Genomic DNA, 16,787 nt, shown 5'->3' on the forward strand with positions numbered 1-16,787 from the left:
GGCCTCGTACCGGGGAAACCTGACGGGAGTTTCAGCCCGTCAGATCGTGTTACTCAGAAACGCTGATCAATACCGGTCAGGATCGTGCGGCGCAGACCGTATTGCGGCGCCCCGACGCCGATGCCGCTGCCATCGCGCAGCAGATAGGTCCGGTCAAACAGATTGGTCACATCCAGACGAAGCTGCGTCCGCTTGAGGAATGGAACCTGAAACAGATCCTTGAAGGACTGGACCAGCGACAGGTTGAATGTAGCGTATTGCGGAACCGAAGCACCGTTGGGTGTCGCACCATCAGCCCGCAGACCGCTGCCATAGACCATCGTAGCCGATAGCCGCAGCGGATGACCGGTCCTGTGGAAGAAGGAGTAGCTTCCACCTGCCGAAGCAGTCCAACGCTGATCATGATCCAGATGGATCCAGCGCTTGCTGGTATAGGCCAGATCGTCCGGATCGAAGTTCCACTGAGCGGTCGTGATGTCCTTGCCGATCGCGCGGGACCAGGAGAAATTGCCGTAAACGCTGAACGCACCACGGGTATAGTCCGTCGCGAATTCATACCCATGAACCTGACCACGACGATAGTTGAACGCCGACAGGATAACCGGAGAACCGAACTGGCCTTCGTCAATCATGTTCTTGGCGAGCTTCACATACGCATCGAAGGAAGCGTGCCAGCCCGGCAGAATGGTCTGTGCGAAACCCGCATCGAAATAATGGTCACGCTCAGCCTTAACGTTGCTATTAAGGAACGTTCCCGGCGCCGCAGACGTATTGGCGAACTTGTTGAGCGACGTACCCCCCACCAGTTCGAACGGCGGCGGCGTGAAGTAACGGGAATATCCCGCATGGAACGTGCCGCCATGCCAGGGCTTGTAAACAATGTTCAGACGCGGGCTGACCTGCTTGGCATGCGTGTATTCATCCACGCCATCAAAACGCAGACCGTAATTGACTGTCAGGTTCTTGAGCGGACGCCATTCGTCCTGCGCATAGAGCCCGTACATCCAACCCGTACGGCCCGTGCCGTCATGAATGGTGAGCGGATTGTCGGAATAAATCGCGCCCCCGTCGGCATCTTCACCCGTCTGCGGATAGACGGTTGAATCCGATTTGGAAACGTTACGTTCCACATAGATCTGATAACCAAAGCGGACGGTATGATCCTTCGCGGCCTGCCATGTGGCATCCGACTGCGTTCCCGTCGAAAAGACCGAACGGGCCGCACGCTGTGCAATGCCGTTATAAACCAGATCGCCGAGCGGATCGGGCGAATAGCGCAGGGAACTGTAGCGCATCACGGCGGACGTCTGGAAGCTCAGCTTGCCCATGTCCTTTTGCAGGGACAGGATGCCGAAATCCGTAATTTCCTTCTGATGCTCGTTCAGGCTTGAGCTGTCGCCATTCCCGTAAAGCTGCTGCGACAGGTCGCTGTTGGCAAAGGACGGATTGGCGAACTGGCGCTGCTGCCCGGGGTTATTGGGAAGCTGGTATTCAGCGTTGGACACACCGGCCGTAAAGCTGATCCGGGTGTTCTCATCAACCGTGTAACGGCCGTGACCGAGGAAATGATACTGGTTGGTCAGATCGTGCAGAGCATTGAAGCTCGGCGTCGTGTTTTCGATACCGACGCGGTTATGCACGAAATCACCCGTCGCAAACCAGTCCCACTTACCGTGATGACCACCGAACTGCACGGACGGAAAGAAGTAATCGCGCGCACCACCATAAATCGAAACGTCGCCGCCAGCATCCGAATAGCCGTTCTTGGTGGTGATATCGATCACACCAGCCTGAAGAAATCCGTATTCGCTGGGAAGCGCGCCAGTCGTCAGGGACATGGAGTGGGCAAAACGCGTCATGAGCGTCTGTCCGAACACGCTCATGCCCTCGGGAAGCGCCACGCCATCCAGACGGAACTGCACTTCATTATGGTCACCGCGGATATGGATCTGCCCGTAGCTATCCTGCGCCACGCCCGGAGCCTGAAGCAGCAGGGCGTTCAGCGGTGCATTGTCGCCGCCCGGATTGGTCTCGATCGCCTGACGCGAAAAATTATAGACCGTGGCCCCCGTTGACGGCTGTAGCGCAGCGCGGGCGCGTTCGAGATGGGCGTTGACCGTCACCGCATCCTCACCTGCCCGGCTTGTCTCCGTCGTTGTCGTTCCATGCTGGTCGTCAGCATGGCCGAAGCTGGAACGGGCAGCGGAAGCCTCATCGTCCGTCTGGGCATCGGCGGGAGCCGCAGTTGTCTGGGAAGAGGTTGCGGACGGCGTGACCGACTGGGCAAACGCGGAATCGGCAAGGGCGGTAGTGCAACCCAGCAGCAGCAGAAAGGAACGGGCAGACACGAAAGACGGCATGAAACCTCCGGACGGGGATGCAGGCAAAGACGAAGGATTGTCAGAGCGGCTCTCTTATTATGTTATATCATAACGATTCAAGCGAAATCTGCCCCGCCCACCCGCCACAAGGCGTTGCGCGTTGGCGCTGTTGCACAAGTACAATATAAGCACCGTGAATTGCCGGGTTTGCCTGCGCTCTCAGGCAGACTACCCCCACGACTGACGCCGTCCTTTTCAGGAGCTCCGACCTTTCCATGACGCTTCGCAAGGCTCTTCTCCTGAGCGCCAGCCTCCTCGGTCCGTCCCTCGCGCTCGCCGCCCCGACGGAGAAAGCGAAGCCGCTGGCGGGAAAAACCGGAGCGCCCCATCGTGCAAACGCTCATCCGGCCGTTGCAAAACCAGCTCCGCACAAAACCGTCCCACAATCCGTTCAGGCCCGTAATACCGAAACGATCGCCGTCACCGCGCGCCGCACGGATTTGGCCTTCGTTGCAGCACAGCATCTCCCCGATGCCGACACCCGCCTGAGCGCAGAACGCCTGATCCAGCGCGGCGTCGTCACTCTGCGCGGTCTGGAGCGCGTGGCCCCCAACCTGACAATCCAGTCGGTCAACGGCACGGCCTCCAACAATTTCTACCTGCGCGGGGTCGGCTTCAACGACTTCACCCAGAACAACATCCCTACCGTCATGACCTATTTCGATGACGTGCCGTTCGCGTTCTCGACCCTGTCGAGCGGGCTGATGTTCGATCTGGCGGACGTCACGGTTGCTCCAGGCCCGGTCGGGACCACGCATGGCCAGTCCGATACCGGCGGCGAAATCCGCTTCCGCACCGCCGACCCGACCAGCACATGGCATTACGGCGCCAGTCAGGACATCGCGTCTTACGCCCGAAGCCGGAGCGAGGCCTATATTTCAGGCCCGATCGCCAAGGGGCTCGATTTCCGTCTGGCCGGACAGATCCGGCAGGGTGGCGGCTGGCAGACCGATCCGCAGAACGGTGCCCATCTGGGCGATGCGGACTCCTACGCCCTGCGCGGCAAGCTGCGCTGGCATTCGGATGACAACCGCACCACGATCCTGCTGTCCGGGCATTTCGTACAGGACAACAGTCAGGTCGTCACCAGTCAGGCCGTCCATCGCCTGATCGGCTCGGCCGCGCTGCCGCATCTTGGCCAGCAACAGGCCGAATGGTCGATGCGGCCGCAATTCGCAAACCTGATCGGACGCCCGGAAGGTCTCAAACCCAGCGAACACAACCAGTTCTGGGGCTGGGACCTGCATATGGACCATGATTTCGGAGTTGCGAAACTCACGTCCGTCACAGCCTTTGAAACCGGACGACAGGGCGAATACACCGATCAGGACGGCACCTCACGGGCCGAAGCCGACACCTACCGCACCATCAGCGCCAATGCTTTCACGCAGGAACTGCGTCTGGGCTCCAGCAATCCGGACAGCCGCCTGCAATGGGTGGTAGGCGCATTCTATCAGCGCAGCCGAATGAAACAGCGCTTCTTCTTCGATTATACCGACTATGCGGCGCGCGGTTACATGATGGCGACGTCCTTTTCCATGAATCAGGAAAGCACGTCCGAATTCGGCCATGTCAGCTATCGCCTGCCGCATAACGTGACACTGTTTGCGGGCCTGCTGCACGAAATCGACGACCGCAGCCTGCCGGGCCTGACGTCTGAAATTTTCGGCGGAAAGACGACGGCTTTCCACGGCGAAAGCACGGCTGCGGCCCAGTTCGCCGGACAGGTCGGCGTCTCATGGCAGGCGACAAAAACCACGCTCGTCTATTACAAGATGAGCAAGGGCTTCAAACCCGGCGGTTTCAGCGCCAACAACACCCAGATCCAGGCCCAGCTTGACCCGTTCGGCCCCGAGACGGTTCTGACCTACGAATTCGGCTTCAAAAGCGATCCGATCCCCAATGTCCTGCGCCTGAATGGTGCGGCGTTCTATAACGACTTCCACGGCCAGCAGGTTGTCGGCACGGTCCTGATCCCGAATTACGGTCCGCTGAGTGAAATCACGAATGTCCCGAAATCCGAAAGCTGGGGTTTCGAAGGCACGGTCGAATTTCACCCCATACGCCATGTTTTCGTAACGCAGAACATTGGCTGGCAGCGTGGCAATTATCAGGACTTTCTGAACGTCAACCGCGCCGCCACGAATGCGGCCTATGCCAAAACGGGCGTCTGGCGGGCCGTGAACAGCAACTTCGCAGGCGTGGATAACGGCCAGCCCAAGCTGACCCTGAACGGTCAGGCGGAATGGCGGCAGCCTCTGACATCAGCGCTCGGGCTCGATGTCGGGCCAGACTGGTCCTATCGCGGCAGTCAGGCCATCGCGGTCGGCGGCACCGGATTCTATCGCCTGCCACCGTATTTTCTGCTCGGCGCCCATGCGACCCTGCGCCCGTCATCAGGGAAGTGGGAGGCCACGATTTACGCCTCCAACCTGCTCAACCGCAGCTTTTTCGAAAGCGGCGGCATGGCGACGACGACCTATTTCTACATCCCCGGACCGCCGCGCTTTATCGGCGGCCGGATCTCATACGGCTTCTGATAAGGCGCCTGCCCTCTCAGCAGGAAATCAGACACCGCGCGAGCGACTGGATTTCCCGCAGATTGCTCTGCGCGTCCATGGGCTCCCGCCCCAGCATGTTCATAGCGCGGAAATGGATCGTGCTGAGGAGCATGTCCAGCACCGTATCGGCATGCTGGCAGAAAACCTTTTCGCCCCGCTTGCTTGCGCGCTCAAGAAACAATGCCATCTGCGCACGCGCCGGCACCACACTGACTTCCCACAGAACCTGACCGAACTCCGGATCATGCACAGCCTCGCCCAGCAGGGTTCCGTAAGTCCGGCCCAGCGGGGTAGCGAGGAAGCGGATGCGCGCGGCAATCAGCTCGTCCACGTCCCCGGCAAAGCTGCCCGTATCAATCTGCGGCGTCAGATCATCACGCCACAGACGAATTGCATCGAAGAACATCGCCTGTTTCGTCGGCCAGCGCCGATAGACCGTAGCGGTCGAAACGCCTGCGGCCTTGGCCACGCGACTGATGGTGAGGCCCTGATAGCCTTCCTCCGCCAGAACCTGCGCGATCGCCGCGAGGATATTGTCTTTCAGCCCGAGATTGATCGGCCGTCCCGGCGCACGGATCAACGCACGGTCCCGGACGGGAACATGAGCAGGCTTTAGCGGTAAAGTATGTGTCACTACGGTCTGCGACATAAGTGTTCCCCTTCCTGACCATTTAATCGGTCAACATCATCTCGTGATTTAACGCAGCTAGTCAGAGATGGACGCTTCGTTACAACACGCAATTGCGTTTATTTGATATCAAAAGATGTCCATTTTCCATCAGGGAATAACGTGACTCGCCTGAAGCGCTGTTCTTTTGGCCTGAACTGCCGCTGCATCCATCGGGACCGACCGGACGGATGCGACCTCCTGAGCGGAAATCCCGGACGATGATCCGCCCCCCAACGTCGCCGCATAACTCAGAACAGCCGCAATATCGCTATCGGACAGCGTCTTAAACGACGGCATGAATCCCTTGTAGGACTGCCCTTCCACAAGAATCGGCCCATGCAGCCCGTTCACCAGAACCGCCGCAAGATAGGCCTTCCCTTCGGGTGAAGACGCGATGGCACCAACCCGCCCCGCAAGAGCCGGAAACGTGCCGGGCCGTCCAGCGCCCGCAGGCCCGTGGCACATCGCGCATTTTCCCGCGTAGAGCGCCGCACCATCCGCCGCCATCGCCCCAGACGCCGCCAACGGCCCCATGCCAAGTAGCCCCGCCAGCATGATCCTAAATCCGTGTCTCATCGTCATGGCCCGAAGCCCTCCGGAAGATGCGTTGCCGTAGCAGTTTGAAACACACTACCCCCCGCTTCGTCTGAAAGCTACCGCTCCCGGCGCGGCAGCGTGTCTTTCTCGAAAGCGCAAATCCGCCTATCCTGCGCGCATCTTTCCTGCCGGAACTCCGGCACAGTCGGCAGAGGTTCCGCATGACCCAGAGCGAGACGTCCCCTTCCCCGGGCGGCACGAAACGGCGCGACCTGCTGACGACCGCAACCGTAACACTGGGCTGCGCGGGGGCCTGCGCCCTTGCCGTCCCTTTTCTCAACAGCCTGAAAAACCCCTCCGCCACGACGCTATCCGACAAAACACTGGAGGTCGATCTGTCTTCCCTTGCGCCCGGACAGGATATGACCGTGCAATGGCAGGACTGGCCCATTTTCATCCAGCGCCGCACACCACAGATGCTGGCCGCCCTTCAGACCCCCGCCCACATCGCCACCCTGCGCGACGCAGACTCGAAAATGCTCCAGCAGCCGAAAGATGCCACAAACTGGCACCGCTCGGTCCACCCCGATTACGGGGTACTGGTCGGGATCTGCACCCATCTGGGCTGCGTTCCGTCTTTCGAGAAACCCGGTTCGGCGCCCGAGGCAGAAGGCGGGTATTTCTGTCCCTGTCACGGCTCGCATTTCGATGCCGCAGGCCGTGTCGCACAGCGCGCGCCCGCACCGTATAATCTGCCGGTCCCGCCGGTGACGTTCCTCTCCGACACGAAAATCCGCATCGGCCACAGCGCGGGCGATCCGGGCTTCAGCATGTCCGACATCCAGCAGATCTGAGGACCGGACCCCATGCCCGCACCTGAGAAAACTCCCGGATGGCTTGAACGGCGCCTGCCCGTCATGAGCGTGCTGCGCCGCGAATACATTGCCTTTCCGATGCCCCGGAACCTCAATGCCCTGTGGAGCTTCGGCGCCTTCCTGATGGTCACGATGGCCATCATGATCGCCAGTGGCCTGTTCCTCGCCATCAACTACACTCCCGACATCACGCAGGCCTTCGCCAGCGTCGAAGCGATCGACCGTCAGATCCCCTCAGGCTGGTTCCTGCGCAGCCTGCATATGGGCGGCGTGACGATGCTGTTCGCCTGCCTCTACATCCATATCGCGCGCAGCCTCTGGTACGGCTCCTACAAGGCTCCGCGCGAACTGCTGTGGCTAACAGGGCTGGGCCTGATGCTGATGGTGATGGTCACGGCCTTCGCCGGTTATGTCCTGCCCTGGGGGCAGATGTCCTACTGGGGCGCCACAGTGGTCCTGAATGCCGCCCATACCATTCCCCTGATCGGCAAGCCGGTTTCCGAACTGCTTCTGGGTGGCGAAACGCTGGGGAATACGGCCCTGCACCGCCTGTTCGTGCTGCATTTCACGATGGCTTTTGCGATCCTCGCCGTCATCGCCCTGCATGTTGCGGCCCTGCATGTGGTCAAGCCGAACAACCCTTCCGGCATCGACCCCGTCAGCCCGAAACAGACCCTACCGTTCCATCCGTATTACACCAGCCGGGACGGCTTCGCGCTCTGCCTGTTCCTGATGGTCTATGCCGGGCTGGTCTTTTTCCTGCCCAATCTGCTGACGCTCGCGGACAATTATGTTCAAGCCAATCCACTCGTGACGCCGCGTGACATCCGGCCGGAATGGTATTTCGCACCGTTCTACGCAATCCTCCGCGCCGTGCCGTCCCGCCTCGGAGGGCTGCTCCTCGCCGTCGGCAGCCTCGCCGTTCTGTTCGCCCTGCCCTCTCTGGACCGTTCCCCCACCCGTTCGGCCACACGCCGCCCACTGGTGCGCCTGTCCCTGCCGCTGGCTTTTCTGTCGTTTATTCTGCTGGGCGTCGCGGGGATGCATCCGCCGACCGAAACATGGCTGATCGTCAGCCGTCTGGCGATGGCATGGTGGTTCATCCATTTTCTGGTGGTCATGCCGCTCGTTTCGGAACGGGAGATCACATCATGAGCCGCCTGATCCGAAATCTCATACTTGTCGCCAGCCTCCCCCCCCTGCTCGCGACCCTTCCCGCCTGCGCCAGCACACCCGCTCAGCGTGGCCTGATGGTCTTTCAGCAGGTCTGCGCCGCCTGCCACGGCATGGACCATGTCGATTACGGCGATATGGCCGCCTTCGGACTGTCTCCAGACGCCATCCGAAGCTGGGCTGCCGATCAGCAGATTCCGAACGGAACGGACGACAATGGCGATCCGAAAACCCGTCCCGCCACACCCGCCGATCCCATCCTCTCGCCCTATCCCAACGAGGCTGTAGGGCGTCTGGCCAATCACGGGCTGCTTCCGCCGGATCTCTCCCGTCTGGCCATGACATTACCGGGGGGCGCAGAACAGATCCGGCGCATCCTCCTGTCCTATGCCCCCACACCTGCAGGCGTGAAACTCGATGACGGCCGCTATTACAACACCGCCCTGAAATGGAAGCATATCGGCATGCCTCCGCCCCTTCAGGACGGAATGCTGACCTACCCGGACGGCACAAAAGCCACCACCCAACAAATGGCGACCGACGTTTCGGCCTTCCTCAACGACGTCGCACATCCCCACGCAGCAGAACGCAGACGGGTTGGCCTCTACGTTCTGGCGTACCTCGCCCTGATGGCCCTCCTGACCTTCGTGCTGCAACGCCGGATCTGGAAATCGCGCCCCTGATGAGTGACGCAGAGCCTATAGATGCGAGGCGTGATCCCTGCGATGCGCCTCGCGATAGGTCAGCGGCATGACTGCCAGCCCCTGAACCGTCTCGATCACGTCCAGTTCCGCATTGCCCAGCAGCCGCACCAGCGCATCCCGCGGTGTATACAGCCCCCTGACGGCCACGCTTCTTCCGTCCTGCAAAAGCGCATCATCCATCAATACCGGGCATCGCGTCTTGCGCTCCAGTTCTGCGACAGCCGCTGCAAGCGCCTTCGTGTCGATCTGCAAAACGCTTTTGCGAACCGGGCAGATGTCAGGTGTCCGCGTGACAGTCTCTCCCCATACCGTCCCCTCCAGAACGCACACGCACACCAACACGCGTAGCCCAGTCCGCACAGATCCGGATATGAGACGCCGCCAGTTAATACGTTCAGGATACGGACGGTCTCGCATGCCCGTGGCTCTCCCCTGAGCACACCCATCTCACATGTCTGACAGGCCCACCAGACGATAGAACGCAGCAACCGGGAGACGGCCACATCCCTCCCGTTCTTTTGAAGATCAGAACAAAAAGCTCAGAATGTCGGTGGCGTACAGGCGCTGATGATCTCACAGCCTTCGGAACTCAGACATCGAAACCGGTGTGGCTGGCGACTGTCGAAATGATACGCATCCCCCGGCCCAAGGATCTCCTGCCGCTCTCCAACCGTAATTTCCACACGCCCGTGAAGGATGAAACCGCCCTCCTCACCCTCATGGGCATAGACCGCAGCGCCCGTATCAGCGCCGGACGCATAGTTTTCCCGCAAAATCTGAAGCGTCCTGCCGAATGAGGACGCGCCCACCTGCCGGAACACCACGCCTCCCTGCTCGAAGGTCAGGAGTTCGTCCGCACGGTAAAAGATCTTGTCTCCACCTTCCGGGACGATGCTGAAAAATTCGCCAAGCGTTACGGGAATCCCGTCCAGAACCCGCTTGAGCGTCCCGACGGAGGGGTTCATGTCCCCGGATTCGATCAGGGAAATGGTGGAATTGGTGACGCCGGTCCGCTTGGCCAGTTCACGCTGGGACAGATTTCTGGCTGTCCGGACAAACCGCAGGCGCGCTCCCAGATCCATCCTGTCCCATGCCCCCTCTCCTGTTTCGTTTCATGATTATGTCATATCGAAACAGAAAGGAAACCTTGAAAATCATTATACCTGTAGGCGGTATTTGTTTGTGATATGCCCGCACAGGCAAAGACATGATCGTCCGGAACATATGGCCCGCAGAACCGTTCTGGGGTAAACAAACCACCAGAACGGCATGTGCGGACTTCCGACTGCTCCAGTCACGGCTCCGCGATTTTGCGCAGAGACAGGATGGACGACTGATGCTGTATGCTTCGACGGGGTGCTTCACTCTCACGGTGATCATGGGCGTCTGGCTCGCTATTTTCGCGGCCCGCTACAAGCGCCCTTTCAGCTTCCTCACGCCCGTCCATGTCGGATCAGCCATTGTTGGCGCGGTCTTTCTCGTCATTGCGATCAGCAATGGTGACAATCGCCTCATGCTAAACGTGGCGCTCGCCGTCGCCATTGCGGCCTTCGGTGTTTTGATGGCGTTTTTCCGCAGGCGCGGCGCCATGATCGCACCACTTTATATGTGTCACATCCTGCTGGCGGTCATGTTCTATTTCTCGATGGTGTGCTTCACGATTTTTCCGAATTTCGGCCTCGACTGACACGCCTTACAATGCAGCAAGGCTCTTCCAGATCATGTAAGCCGCAACCGTGAAAATGACGCAGGCAAAGAACGTCGTCAGCGCAGGACCGGAGCCTGAAAGGCGCTTCGCCGCACGGGTCCCGAGAAAGCTGCCGATGACGCCCCCCGCGACGAACAGCAGACCCATCACCCAGTCCACATAGCCCGAAAGCATGTAACTCAGCGCCGTACTGGCCCCCAGCGCCGCCACCGCGACCAGCGATGTGCCGACCGCATTGAGAATAGGCATCCGTGTGCAGGCAATCAGCGCCGGGACGATCAAAAACCCGCCGCCAATCCCGAAAAATCCGGACAACACTCCCGTCCCGGCCCCGGCCATCATGACGCGCGGCATGTTCTGACGGTTACACGCCGCCCCGGCCTCACCCTTGTTGCGACGCCCCCGCAGCATGAGCACACCGACCACGACCATCAGCAGCGCAAAACACAGCAACAGCTTTTCGCCATTCACCGCCTTGCCAAACGCCGCCCCGATGAACGCTCCCGCCACACCGCACGGCGCGAAAATGCCCGCACATTTCCATTTGACCGTCCCCGCGCGGGCATGGCTGACCAACCCGGCCAAAGCGTTGACCGCTACCGCCATGGCGCTCGTTCCGATAGCGACATGGGCGTTTTCCACACCCACGACATAGACCATCAGGGGAACGGCAAGAATGGACCCGCCGCCCCCGATCAGTCCCAGCGTAAACCCGATCAGAACACCGCAGGCCAGCTCAAGCGCAATATGCACGATCCGCTCAGCCGCCCTTTTTCGCATTCAGAGGCTTGGGCGCGACCATCAGCTCACGCCCTTTCAGCATCCCGTCCCAATACATCAGCGGCATGACGTATTTCTTGAGCCACCAGGCAAGGCGCGTCGGCTTCTGTCCGTTGAGCAGCCATTTCGGCAGAGTCGGAGCCAGTTTGCCGCCATAGCTGAACTCGGCCAGCACGATCCGTCCGTTCTCCACCGTCAGCGGACAGGCGCCATAGCCCTCATATTCCGAAACCGGGCCCTGATGCTTCAGAAACGCGAGCACATTGGTCGCCACCACAGGCGCCTGCACCCGAACCGCTGCTGCGGTCTTGGCACAGGACGTGCCGATCACATCTCCAAGGGCGAACACATCCGGGAAACGCACATGCTGCAAGGTCGCCGGATTGACCTCAACAAACCCGTCCGATCCCGAGAGCGCACTGTCGCGGATCACCTGCGGCGCGCTCTGCGGCGGCACGACATGCAACATGTCGAACGTCCGCTCAACCCGCTCCACATTCTCCCCGACCTTGCGTTCGAAAACAGCCTTGCGGTTCGGCCCGTCCACTTCCACGAGCTTCGATCCGGTGTGCAATCCGACGTGATAGCGCTTGATGTACTCCATCAGTGGGGGCACGAAATCCTTCACACCGAACAGCCCCGGCGTTGCGGTATCGAACTCGACCGAAATGTTATCCAGAACGCCCCGGCGCTTCCACGCATCGCACGACAGATACACGGCTTTCTGCGGCGCGCCCGCACATTTGATCGGCATGGGCGGCTGGGTAAAGATCGCTGTGCCGCCCTTGAGCTGCTGCACAAGCTGCCATGTGTAAGGGGCCAGATCGAAACGGTAGTTCGATGTCACGCCGTTCTTGCCTAGCGTCTCCGCCAGACCGGGAATAGCGTCCCAGTTCAGCGTAATCCCCGTCGCCACAACGAGCGCGTCATAGGACACGACCGTGCCGTCCGTCAGCACCACTTCGCGCACATCCGGCCGGAACAGCTTTGCCGCCTGCTTCACCCAGACAACATCTTTCGGCATGACATCCGCTTCCTTGCGGCGCGTTTGTGCGGCCTGAAAAACACCGCCACCCACAAGCGTCCAGCCTGGCTGGTAGAAATGCTCATTGGACGGCTCCACCACGCCAATCGACAGATTCCGGTTCCGCTTGAGCAGACTGCCCGCAGTCGACAGACCACCCGCACCACCACCGATAATCAGAACCTGAAAATGCGCCGCATCCTTGCGCGGGGCCGCCGCCGGCGCGGCCACACGCTCGATCCGGGCCCGCAAACGACTGATATCCACCCCGGCCCGTTCCGTTGCCGCGAAAATTTCAGCCGCAGGACGCTTGCCCGCCTCAGCCAGAGCCCAGATCTGTCCGGCCCGCGTACCCGAGCGGCAATAGCCGACAACCGGCGCGGGAAGTGTCGCCAGAACCTGCCGCGTTTCGGCGATCTGCGTTTCGCTCGGCACGGTTCCGGACTTCACCGGAATTGCGGCAAATGCCAGTCCAGCCTCTTTCGCGGCGGCTTCGATCACTTTCATTTCCGGCTGATCCGGCGCCTCCCCGTCAGGACGGAAACAGAGGATTGTGTGAAATCCCTCCGCCTTCAGATCGGCAATATCCTGCACGGCAATCTGAGGGGAAATGGCATAGCTGTCGGTCAGATGACGGGTTGGCATGGGAACTCCAGAAACGCAAAATAAGGCACAACCGTGCCGGACGAATGGATTTCAGACGCGATTGACGGGAATCTTGATGTAGCTCACGCCGTCGGCTTCGGGTTCAGGCAGGTGCCCACCGCGCATGTTGACCTGTACGGACGGCATCAGGAGGCGCGGCATCGCAAGCGTCGCGTCGCGGGCGGTGCGCATCTGCACGAACTCCTCTTCGCTCACGCCGTCATGAACATGAATGTTGTAACCGCGCTCATGCCCGACCGTCGTCAGCCAGACATAGTCGTCCCGTCCCGGCGCCTTGTAGTCATGGCACAGGAACAGCCGCGTCTCGACCGGAAGTGACAGCAGACGGCGGATGGAACGGAACAGCTGGCGCGGATCTCCACCCGGAAAATCCGCCCGCGCCGTACCGAAATCCGGCATAAAGATCGTATCGCCCACAAAGGCCGCATCACCGATCACGAACGCCATATCCGCAGGCGTGTGACCCGGAACATGCAGCACCGTTACGGGAAGTTCCCCGATCCGGAAGGTCTCGCCATCGCGGAACAGACGGTCAAACTGCGATCCATCCCGCGCAAACCGCGTTCCCGCATTGAAGATCTTCCCGAAAACGGCCTGAACCAGCGTGATATCCGCGCCAATCCCCATCTTGCCGCCAATTTTTTCCTGCAACCAAGGCGCGGCAGAGAGATGATCCGCATGAGCGTGCGTCTCAAGCTGCCAGTCCACAGTCAGACCTTCGCGCTCCACATAATCGACAATCGCCTGTGCCGAACCATGCGACGTGCGCCCCGCCGCTGCGTCATAATCAAGCACACTGTCAATGACGGCAGCGCGCTTCGTGACGGGACAATGGACCACATGCGTCGCAGTGTTCGTGGCTTCATCGAAGAACGTACACACCACAGGAACGGGCGTCGCACCCTGCTCGGTCCGCCGGATCTGGTCGGTCGCGGCCTGAATTGCTGCATCGTGCATGGCGTCCACCTTCTGGCTGCGGAATGTCTTTACGACACTTTCATTAACTGTTAAGTTAATATTGTAAGTGTTGCATGTCAAGCGCCCTGATGCTTTTGGAACCGGACCATGATCGTATCCCCTCCCGCTGAATCGTCTTTTCCGTCCCTTCGCATCGGCGACCGCGCTCCGGATTTCAGCGCCCGGACCACGCATGGCGAGTTCATCATGAGCGCCCTGCGCGGACACTGGGTGCTGCTCTTTGCCCATCCGGCCGATTTCACACCTGTCTGCACCAGCGAATTCATCGCGCTGGCCCGCAGTGCGGAAGAATTCCAGCAGCGGGACTGCGCACTCCTCGGCATCTCGGCGGACAGTCTTCCAGCCCATCTGGCCTGGGTGAACGCCATCCGGACGCAGTTCGACGTCCATGTTCCCTTCCCCATCATCGAAGACCCATCCCTTGCCGTCGCCAAGGCTTACGGCATGCTCGACAGCACGGCTCAGGACAGCGCAACCGTCCGCTCCGTCTTCATGATCGACCCCACGGGCACCGTCCGGGCGATCCTGAACTACCCCGCCACGGTCGGACGCTCCGTTCCCGAACTCCTGCGCCTGCTTTGCGCCCTGCAGGAAGTCGACCGCGCAGGAGCCCTCACGCCCGAAAGCTGGCAGCCCGGACAGCGCACCATCGCGCCCCCGCTCCAGACGCAGGCCGCAGTGGAAAAAGCCGGGGCCAAATGGTTCTTCCAGCCCATGCCGCGGGAGCGTTCATGACCGTCCTGCTTCCCCTTGAGAAAAGCCGTGAACTGGCGGAATGGCTGCGCATTCTCGCCCAGCCCCAACGCCTCATGATCCTCTCGGCCCTGCTCGACAGCACCCATGCCGTCAGCGAGATCGAAACCATGACCGGCATCGGACAGCCAACACTGAGCCAGCATCTGGGCGCACTCAGACGCGCGGGGCTGATCGAATCCCAGCGCGAATCCCGCGCCATTCACTACTGCTGGGCCGACACGCCCGACGCCCGACGCGCGCGCGTCCTTTTGATGAGCCTCCAACCCGGAGCGCTCCCGCCCGAACTTCCTGCCCCTGTCACCGAAACCGCACCCGGCCCGGCGGCTTCGGCGCGATTTGCCCGTATTCTTCACTCCTGACAGTCACCAATAAAGTTTCTTCAGACTGAAACTGTAAAAAGTCCCACACGCTTACTTCAGTAATCAGGAGAACACACATGATCCGTTATTGTATCGCGTTGGCCGGACTGTCCCTTGCACTCACGCACGGGGCTTCCGCCGCAACACGCGAAGAACAGACGAAAGCCTGCAGAGGCGATGCGTTGCGCCTGTGCGCGCTGGCTATTCCCAACGAAGCCAAGATCACAGCCTGCATGCAGAAAAAGATCGACAAGCTCTCCCCGCAATGCCGCGCGATGTTCGCACCTGTCCCTCAGGCGAAAAAAGCCCCCGCTCCCAAGCCGAAACAGGCCTGATGTCCCAGCGAAAACACGGGTCAGCGGGTTTGTGATTACGAAATCTGTCATTTTCTCAACCCCTCCCGCGTCCGTGACTGGTTTCAGCCCGGCAGACTGGATATGGTGCCACCAGTGATTTTAAGAGAAAACTGACACCATGCCGCCACCGTCAGGATCAACCCTGACAGGTCTGGTGTCTTTTGCTGGACAGACCGAAAGCATGACCCGACAGTACGACCGCCGCAAAGTAACCCTCAAGGATGTGGCAGCACAGGTCGGGGTTTCCCACACAACGGTCTCCAACGCCTATATCCGCCCCGGCCAGCTATCGGCCGCCCTGCGCGAGAAGATCCTCGCCGCCGCGCAGGAGCTTGGATATACCGGCCCCGATCCGGCCGCCAAACAGCTTGCCACCGGCCGCGCAGGCGCTCTGGGCTTCCTGTTCAGCGAAGACCTGCCCTACGCCTTCACCGACCCCGCAATCCTGAGCGTTCTCAACGGCGTCGCCCGGTCCTGTGACGATCTGGAAACCGATCTGGCCCTGATTTCCGCCGGCAGCAATCTGCGCAACCGCACCGCCCCCGTCTCGCTCGGCAACGCTGCCGTGGACGGCTATATCCTCTATTCCGTCGCTCCCGACAGTCGCTGCGTGCTCATGGCCCAGCAGCGCAATGTTCCGCTCGTCGTGGTGGACCAGCCCCGCCTCGATGGCGTGCCGTATGTCGGGATCGACGATCGCGGCTCCGCGTATCGTGCCGCCAAAACCCTTCTTGAACTCGGACACCGGCATTTCGGCATTCTGTCACTCAAAACAGCCCATGACGGCTATTTCGGTCCTCTGACGGCAAAGCGACGCGCCAATATCGCTCACAGCACCATCGCCATGCGCCTTGAAGGTTATCTTCTGGCCCTTCAGGAAGCGAAAATCGCTCCCGAAGATGTCCCGGCATGGGAAATCCCCATCAATTCCGAAGATATGGGAGCGGAAGGCGTCCGCCATCTGCTGAACCGCGCCCAGCGCCCGACCGCTATCCTCGCCATGAGCGACCGCGTCGCCATCGGTGCCATGCAGACCATCCGTGCGTTGGGCCTGAACATCCCGCAGGACGTCTCAATCTTCGGCTTCGACGACATCCCTGCCGCCGAAGGCGCCGATCTGAGTACGATCCGCCAACCTCACGAACGCAAGGGAACGGAAGCCGTGCGTCTACTGAGTGCAGCCAGCGGCAGCGAGAACGTCATCCTCGACACCGAACTGGTTCTGCGCGGCAGCATCGGCCCCGCCGCGCCCTGACCAG

At 60.7% G+C, this 16,787-nt stretch carries 17 protein-coding genes; 9 read left to right on the forward strand and 8 right to left on the reverse strand.

The window, feature by feature from the left end:
- Positions 1 to 53: 53 nt before the first annotated feature.
- Positions 54 to 2,360: a TonB-dependent receptor gene (locus tag JK213_RS06650; protein ID WP_194261728.1), complete on the reverse strand. Its 2,307-nt coding sequence runs from the start codon at positions 2,358 to 2,360 to the stop codon at positions 54 to 56.
- A 236-nt stretch (positions 2,361 to 2,596) separates the two neighbouring features.
- Between JK213_RS06650 and JK213_RS06655 the strand changes: the two genes are divergently transcribed.
- Positions 2,597 to 4,921: a TonB-dependent receptor gene (locus JK213_RS06655; protein WP_194261727.1), complete on the forward strand. Its 2,325-nt coding sequence runs from the start codon at positions 2,597 to 2,599 to the stop codon at positions 4,919 to 4,921.
- Positions 4,922 to 4,937: 16 nt separating this feature from the next.
- Here JK213_RS06655 and JK213_RS06660 read toward each other — a convergent pair whose 3' ends face one another.
- On the reverse strand, positions 4,938 to 5,591 hold the full coding sequence (locus JK213_RS06660; protein WP_194261726.1) for a TetR/AcrR family transcriptional regulator: 654 nt from the start codon (positions 5,589 to 5,591) through the stop codon (positions 4,938 to 4,940).
- A 129-nt stretch (positions 5,592 to 5,720) separates the two neighbouring features.
- Positions 5,721 to 6,194, reverse strand: a complete 474-nt coding sequence (locus tag JK213_RS06665) for a cytochrome c (protein ID WP_228125384.1) — start codon at positions 6,192 to 6,194, stop codon at positions 5,721 to 5,723.
- Positions 6,195 to 6,370: 176 nt separating this feature from the next.
- Here JK213_RS06665 and petA point away from each other — a divergent pair, with 176 nt between their 5' ends.
- The 3 genes from petA to JK213_RS06680 are packed head-to-tail and all read left to right on the forward strand — an operon-like array spanning position 6,371 to position 8,880.
- The gene (gene petA, locus JK213_RS06670) at positions 6,371 to 7,003 is read left to right on the forward strand and encodes a ubiquinol-cytochrome c reductase iron-sulfur subunit (RefSeq protein ID WP_194261725.1); all 633 of its coding nucleotides are present in this window, start codon (positions 6,371 to 6,373) and stop codon (positions 7,001 to 7,003) included.
- A 12-nt stretch (positions 7,004 to 7,015) separates the two neighbouring features.
- Positions 7,016 to 8,179 (forward strand): cytochrome b N-terminal domain-containing protein, encoded by a 1,164-nt coding sequence (locus JK213_RS06675; RefSeq protein ID WP_194261724.1) that lies wholly within the window; start codon positions 7,016 to 7,018, stop codon positions 8,177 to 8,179.
- The gene (locus JK213_RS06680) at positions 8,176 to 8,880 is read left to right on the forward strand and encodes a cytochrome c1 (protein WP_194261723.1); all 705 of its coding nucleotides are present in this window, start codon (positions 8,176 to 8,178) and stop codon (positions 8,878 to 8,880) included. The genes JK213_RS06675 and JK213_RS06680 overlap by 4 nt, the downstream gene beginning before the upstream one ends.
- Positions 8,881 to 8,895: 15 nt before the next feature.
- Here JK213_RS06680 and JK213_RS06685 read toward each other — a convergent pair whose 3' ends face one another.
- Together JK213_RS06685 and JK213_RS06690 are read right to left on the reverse strand one after the other, a co-directional pair.
- A complete protein-coding gene (locus JK213_RS06685) occupies positions 8,896 to 9,318 on the reverse strand; it encodes an STN domain-containing protein (RefSeq protein WP_194261722.1) in 423 nt (140 codons plus the stop codon).
- 122 nt (positions 9,319 to 9,440) lie between these two features.
- Positions 9,441 to 9,983 carry a cupin domain-containing protein gene (locus tag JK213_RS06690; RefSeq protein WP_194261721.1) on the reverse strand — a complete coding sequence of 181 codons (543 nt, stop codon included), beginning with the start codon at positions 9,981 to 9,983 and terminating at the stop codon, positions 9,441 to 9,443.
- 254 nt (positions 9,984 to 10,237) lie between these two features.
- On the opposite strand from JK213_RS06690, the gene JK213_RS06695 reads away from it, so the two are divergent.
- The gene (locus JK213_RS06695; protein ID WP_194261720.1) at positions 10,238 to 10,588 is read left to right on the forward strand and encodes a hypothetical protein; all 351 of its coding nucleotides are present in this window, start codon (positions 10,238 to 10,240) and stop codon (positions 10,586 to 10,588) included.
- Positions 10,589 to 10,594: 6 nt separating this feature from the next.
- Here the strand turns inward: JK213_RS06695 and JK213_RS06700 are convergent, their stop codons facing one another.
- From JK213_RS06700 to JK213_RS06710, 3 genes are read right to left on the reverse strand one after another with little or no spacing between them, the layout of a single operon-like run.
- The gene (locus JK213_RS06700) at positions 10,595 to 11,389 is read right to left on the reverse strand and encodes a sulfite exporter TauE/SafE family protein (RefSeq protein ID WP_194261719.1); all 795 of its coding nucleotides are present in this window, start codon (positions 11,387 to 11,389) and stop codon (positions 10,595 to 10,597) included.
- The gene (locus JK213_RS06705) at positions 11,370 to 13,058 is read right to left on the reverse strand and encodes a bifunctional protein tyrosine phosphatase family protein/NAD(P)/FAD-dependent oxidoreductase (protein ID WP_194261718.1); all 1,689 of its coding nucleotides are present in this window, start codon (positions 13,056 to 13,058) and stop codon (positions 11,370 to 11,372) included. The genes JK213_RS06700 and JK213_RS06705 overlap by 20 nt, the downstream gene beginning before the upstream one ends.
- Positions 13,059 to 13,109: 51 nt before the next feature.
- Positions 13,110 to 14,036, reverse strand: a complete 927-nt coding sequence (locus JK213_RS06710) for an MBL fold metallo-hydrolase (protein ID WP_194261717.1) — start codon at positions 14,034 to 14,036, stop codon at positions 13,110 to 13,112.
- Between the two features lie 108 nt (positions 14,037 to 14,144).
- On the opposite strand from JK213_RS06710, the gene JK213_RS06715 reads away from it, so the two are divergent.
- The 4 genes from JK213_RS06715 to JK213_RS06730 all read left to right on the forward strand — a co-directional run bounded on the left by JK213_RS06715 (position 14,145) and on the right by JK213_RS06730 (position 16,783).
- Positions 14,145 to 14,792 carry a peroxiredoxin gene (locus JK213_RS06715; protein ID WP_194261716.1) on the forward strand — a complete coding sequence of 216 codons (648 nt, stop codon included), beginning with the start codon at positions 14,145 to 14,147 and terminating at the stop codon, positions 14,790 to 14,792.
- The gene (locus JK213_RS06720; protein ID WP_194261715.1) at positions 14,789 to 15,172 is read left to right on the forward strand and encodes a helix-turn-helix transcriptional regulator; all 384 of its coding nucleotides are present in this window, start codon (positions 14,789 to 14,791) and stop codon (positions 15,170 to 15,172) included. Before JK213_RS06715 ends, JK213_RS06720 begins: the two co-directional genes overlap by 4 nt.
- A 77-nt stretch (positions 15,173 to 15,249) precedes the next feature.
- Entirely contained in the window at positions 15,250 to 15,507 is a 258-nt protein-coding gene (locus tag JK213_RS06725; RefSeq protein ID WP_099286225.1) for a hypothetical protein, read from the forward strand.
- Between the two features lie 139 nt (positions 15,508 to 15,646).
- The gene (locus JK213_RS06730; protein WP_228125383.1) at positions 15,647 to 16,783 is read left to right on the forward strand and encodes a LacI family DNA-binding transcriptional regulator; all 1,137 of its coding nucleotides are present in this window, start codon (positions 15,647 to 15,649) and stop codon (positions 16,781 to 16,783) included.
- Positions 16,784 to 16,787 lie beyond the last annotated feature (4 nt).

Origin of the sequence: Gluconobacter sp. Dm-44 (assembly GCF_018256175.1) — a bacterium.
Taxonomy (GTDB): domain Bacteria; phylum Pseudomonadota; class Alphaproteobacteria; order Acetobacterales; family Acetobacteraceae; genus Gluconobacter; species Gluconobacter cadivus.

What these genes read in the sequence shown, in the direction of transcription:
- JK213_RS06650 (WP_194261728.1), bottom strand. Translation starts at nt 2,360, where the DNA reads ATGCCGTCTTTCGTGTCTGCCCGTTCCTTTCTGCTGCTGCTGGGTTGC.
- JK213_RS06655 (WP_194261727.1), top strand. Translation starts at nt 2,597, where the DNA reads ATGACGCTTCGCAAGGCTCTTCTCCTGAGCGCCAGCCTCCTCGGTCCG.
- JK213_RS06660 (WP_194261726.1), bottom strand. Translation starts at nt 5,591, where the DNA reads ATGTCGCAGACCGTAGTGACACATACTTTACCGCTAAAGCCTGCTCAT.
- JK213_RS06665 (WP_228125384.1), bottom strand. Translation starts at nt 6,194, where the DNA reads ATGACGATGAGACACGGATTTAGGATCATGCTGGCGGGGCTACTTGGC.
- petA (WP_194261725.1), top strand. Translation starts at nt 6,371, where the DNA reads ATGACCCAGAGCGAGACGTCCCCTTCCCCGGGCGGCACGAAACGGCGC.
- JK213_RS06675 (WP_194261724.1), top strand. Translation starts at nt 7,016, where the DNA reads ATGCCCGCACCTGAGAAAACTCCCGGATGGCTTGAACGGCGCCTGCCC.
- JK213_RS06680 (WP_194261723.1), top strand. Translation starts at nt 8,176, where the DNA reads ATGAGCCGCCTGATCCGAAATCTCATACTTGTCGCCAGCCTCCCCCCC.
- JK213_RS06685 (WP_194261722.1), bottom strand. Translation starts at nt 9,318, where the DNA reads ATGCGAGACCGTCCGTATCCTGAACGTATTAACTGGCGGCGTCTCATA.
- JK213_RS06690 (WP_194261721.1), bottom strand. Translation starts at nt 9,983, where the DNA reads ATGGATCTGGGAGCGCGCCTGCGGTTTGTCCGGACAGCCAGAAATCTG.
- JK213_RS06695 (WP_194261720.1), top strand. Translation starts at nt 10,238, where the DNA reads ATGCTGTATGCTTCGACGGGGTGCTTCACTCTCACGGTGATCATGGGC.
- JK213_RS06700 (WP_194261719.1), bottom strand. Translation starts at nt 11,389, where the DNA reads ATGCGAAAAAGGGCGGCTGAGCGGATCGTGCATATTGCGCTTGAGCTG.
- JK213_RS06705 (WP_194261718.1), bottom strand. Translation starts at nt 13,058, where the DNA reads ATGCCAACCCGTCATCTGACCGACAGCTATGCCATTTCCCCTCAGATT.
- JK213_RS06710 (WP_194261717.1), bottom strand. Translation starts at nt 14,036, where the DNA reads ATGCACGATGCAGCAATTCAGGCCGCGACCGACCAGATCCGGCGGACC.
- JK213_RS06715 (WP_194261716.1), top strand. Translation starts at nt 14,145, where the DNA reads ATGATCGTATCCCCTCCCGCTGAATCGTCTTTTCCGTCCCTTCGCATC.
- JK213_RS06720 (WP_194261715.1), top strand. Translation starts at nt 14,789, where the DNA reads ATGACCGTCCTGCTTCCCCTTGAGAAAAGCCGTGAACTGGCGGAATGG.
- JK213_RS06725 (WP_099286225.1), top strand. Translation starts at nt 15,250, where the DNA reads ATGATCCGTTATTGTATCGCGTTGGCCGGACTGTCCCTTGCACTCACG.
- JK213_RS06730 (WP_228125383.1), top strand. Translation starts at nt 15,647, where the DNA reads ATGCCGCCACCGTCAGGATCAACCCTGACAGGTCTGGTGTCTTTTGCT.